The sequence below is a fragment of the Pseudomonas sp. B6(2017) genome, assembly GCF_002112765.1.
Lineage (GTDB): Bacteria > Pseudomonadota > Gammaproteobacteria > Pseudomonadales > Pseudomonadaceae > Aquipseudomonas > Aquipseudomonas piscis.
In genome coordinates, this window is the sequence record NZ_NEIQ01000045.1 from 1 (window position 1) to 4118 (window position 4118).

General features: G+C 60.8%; 2 protein-coding genes. Both read right to left on the reverse strand.

All coding sequences use genetic code 11. The features are described 5' to 3' along the window. Positions 1-3447: amino acid adenylation domain-containing protein (locus tag CAG11_RS32765; protein WP_371857949.1), on the reverse strand; the 3447-nt coding region annotated here is incomplete at its 3' end. Between the two features lie 10 nt (positions 3448-3457). Further along, the coding region (locus tag CAG11_RS32770) for a phosphopantetheine-binding protein (RefSeq protein ID WP_256578828.1) at positions 3458-4118 on the reverse strand (661 nt) is incomplete at its 5' end.

Genomic DNA, 4118 nt, shown 5'->3' on the forward strand with positions numbered 1-4118 from the left:
CACCAGGGTGTCGAAACTGCGCTGCAACGCAGCCAGATCCAGCTGGCCCTTCAGGCGCAGCGCGCTGGGTACATGGTAGGCGGCGCTGGTCGGGTCCAGTTGCCAGAGGAACCATTGGCGTTCCTGGGCAAACGACAGTGACAAGGGTTGTTCTCGATCGACCGTGATCATCGCCGGCGCCTGCACGACCGCACTGGAGTCCATTCCCTGTAGGGTTGCCACAAAACCACCCAGGCGAGGCTGTTCGAATACCAGCTTCAGAGGCACCTCACACCCCAGGACGTGGCGCAGGCGCGAAACCACCTGCATCGCCAACAACGAGTGGCCACCCATTTCGAAGAAGTGATCCGTGAGACCTACTCGCTCGACTCCCAGGATATCGGCCCAGATGGCCGCAACCTGCTGCTCCGACTCGCTCACCGGAGCCACCCATTCCTGATTCATCAGGCTGCTATCAGGCTTGGGCAAGGCAGCACGGTCCAGCTTGCCGTTAGGGTTGAGCGGCATATGCTCAAGGAAGATCAGATGCGCTGGAATCATGTAATCCGGCAACTGTTCCGCCAAAGCCGTACGCAGCGCCTGAGCCAGCACCTGGGTATCAGACTGCTCGGCCACCAGGTACGCCAGCAACTGGTTGTCGACTGCCAGCACTACCGCTTCACGCACCTGCTCATGGGCCAGCAGCCGTGCTTCAATTTCGCCCAGCTCGATACGAAAGCCACGGACTTTCACTTGATGATCGGCCCGGCCGATGTATTCGATCACGCCATCGGCCCGGTACCTTGCCAGGTCGCCGGTACGGTAAAGACGCTCACCCGCGCTGGAGAACGGGTTCGCGACAAAACGTTCGGCAGTCAACAACGCACGGTTCAGGTAAGTCCGCGCCAGCCCGCAATGGCTACCGATATACAACTCACCTACCGCTCCCAAGGGCGCCAGGTTCAGATCGCAATCCAGGACATACAAGGCACGCCCAGGCAACGAACGACCAATCGGACTGGCTATGCCGCCAGTCGCCTCATTGCCAGCACTGCAATCGAGCACGCTGGAAACCACAGTGGCTTCGGTCGGCCCGTAGGTATTGAGCAGACGGATATGCCCCAGCCCCGCACGCTGCCATTGCGCCGGCCCATCCAGCGGCATGGCTTCGCCACCAATATGGATCTGCCGCAACGTTCCATAAGGTCTTGGGCCTGCCGCCAGGCAATCGAGCAGGAACAGTTTCCAATAGGCCGTTGGCAAGTCGGCCAGGGTGATGCCCTGGCTAATGATTTCGTCATACAACCGAGCACTGTCCCAAAGCTCGGGACCACGCAATACCACACTGGCCCCCTGGGTCAGGGCCGGATACAACTGCTCGACGAAGCCGTCGAAGTTCAAGGTAGCGAACTGCAGCACCCGGTCATTCGGAGTCAAGCGCGAATAACCTGCGGCGATGCTGGAGAACTCAGTCAGGGCGGCGTGACTGATCGCCACGCCCTTGGGCTTGCCCGTCGAGCCCGAGGTGTAGATCACATAGGCCAGGCTACGCGGGTCGGCCATCACTTGGGGATTGTCTTCAGAACACTGCTGCAATGCCGCTTCGGCCTGATCGATATCCAACGTCACCAGGCCCTGAGGCAGTGGCAATTGCAAATGAGACTGGCGCAACACCAAGTGCACGCCACTGTCTTCGAGCATATGCAACAGCCGCTCACGGGGGTAGTCCGGGTCCAGCGGCACATAGGCACCACCAGACTTGAGCACTGCCAACAGGCTGACCACCATGGCAAAGGAGCGCTCCACTGCGATCCCGACCAGGACTTCGGGTCCAACCCCCTGGCCGATCAGGTAGTGGGCCAGACGGTTGGCCTGGCGATTCAGCTCGGCATAGGTCATGGACTGCTGGCCCAGATGCAAGGCCGGCGCTTCAGGGCGTTGGCGCGCCTGGACCTCGAACAGACCATGCACACCTGCTGGGTGCATGAATGCCGGCGCGGCATCATTCCAGGCATGCAACAGCGCCTGTTGCTCGGCGGCATCCTGTATCGTCAAGTGGGCAATTCGCTGCCCTGCCTCTGCCACTACCGCCTGTAGCAGCGCCTGCCAATGCCGAGCCATGCGCTCGATCGTGGCGCTATCGAACAGATCCGTCGCGTATGTCCAGCAAGCCCAGACGCCCTCGATCGACTCCTGGGTATCCAGGCTCAGATCGAACTGCGCGCTTTGGCTGTCCCACTCCAATGCCTCGACCCCCAGCCCTGGCAGTTGTTGTTCACCACGGACACGACCCTCGGTCTGGTGATTGAACATCACCTGGAACAGCGGGTTATGACTCAGGCTGCGCTCGGGCTGTAGGGCCTCGACCAATTGCTCGAACGGCAGGTCCTGATGTCCCTGGGCCTCGAGAGCCCGTTGCTTGACCTGAGCCAGCAACTGGCTGAAGGTCATCTGCCCATCGATATCGGCCTTCAGTACCTGGGTATTGACGAAGAAGCCGATCAAGCGCTCGACCTCCACCCGGGTTCGGTTGGCGATCGGCACGCCGACACGGATATCGGACTGGCCGCTGTAGCGATACAGCAGGGTCTGGAAAGATGCCAGCAACAGCATGAACAGCGTCACGCCTTCGCGCTGAGCCAAGGCCTTGAGCCCGGCCACCAACCCATGATCCAGGGCAACGTCCAGCCGGGCACCACGATAGCTTTGCACGGCTGGCCGTGGATGATCCAAAGGCAGTTCCAGCACAGGCTGCTCACCACCCAACAACTCCCGCCAGTAACCGAGCTGGCGCTCCTTTTCTCCAGCTTCCATCCAACTACGTTGCCACAGTGCGTAATCGGGGTATTGGATCGGCAGGTCGGGCAACGCCGAGCTTCGCCCCTGGCTATAGGCGACATACAGTTGGACCAACTCATCGACCATGACTTGCATCGACCAGCCATCGGACACGATGTGGTGCAGTACCAGCACCAGTACGTGTTCCTCCTCGGCCAACTGCAGTAGTTTGACTCGCAGCAGGGGGCCCTGCTGCAAGTCGAAGGGCTTGGCCACTTCAGCCTTTACCAAGGCTTCCAATTGCTGTGGGTCGGCTCGCTCCAAGTCGATCGACACACTCGACTGCGCCTGCACTACCTGCACCACCTGCTCTCCATCCTGATGCAGGTGGGTACGCAGGCTTTCATGGCGAGCCAGCAAGGTGTCGAAACTGTGCTGCAATGCTGAATGGTCGAGCCGGCCCTTCAGGCGCAGGGCACGGGGCAAATGGTAGGCAGGGCTCTCGGGCTCCAATTGCCAGAGAAACCACTGCCGCTCCTGGGCATAAGAGAGTCGCAGCGGTTCATCCTGCTGGCGCTTGAAAACCGGGGCGATCTCGAACAGGTTGATGCCTTGCTGTTTGAGCAGTACCGCCAACGCTTTCTTTTCTTGCGCAGAAAGAGAACCCACCGACTCGATTAATGCTTGCACGCCACGCCCCTCAGGAAGTCAATTTATCCAAATCTTCTGCTGATAGACGTTTGAGGGCCTCCAGGGATTTAGCCAATGCATCCTGCACCGGCGAAATATTTGTCTGCTGCGCTGCGACATGGGCACAGAACTCGACCAGGGTCGGTGTGGTGAAGATCGACTTGACGTCGATCTCGCTGTGCAGCTGCTCGCGCAATCGCACCACCACTTGCGTGGCCAGCAACGAGTGTCCGCCCAACTCGAAGAAGTTGTCCTTCAAGCCGACGCGCTCCACTTCCAGTACCTGCGCCCAGATCTGCGCGACCTGCTGCTCCAGCGCGCTCTGCGGTGCCACGTACTCCCGTGCCTGCAAGCTGGCATCGGGCTTGGGCAGGACCTTGCGGTCCAGCTTGCCGTTGGGGCTCAGCGGCATCTGCTCCAACACCACCCACTGCGCCGGCACCATGTAGTCCGGCAGGTGCGCGGCCAGGTGGGCACTCAGTACTTCGCGCCAGTCTTCGCCCGCGCCTTCCAGCACCAGGTAACCCACCAGGTGCTGGTTATCCACCGCCAGTACCGCGGCCTCGCGCACACGCTCGTGCTCCAGCAGTCGCGCTTCGATCTCGCCCAACTCGATGCGCAGGCCTCGCAGCTTGACCTGGTGGTCGATACGCCCGGCGTATTCGATCACC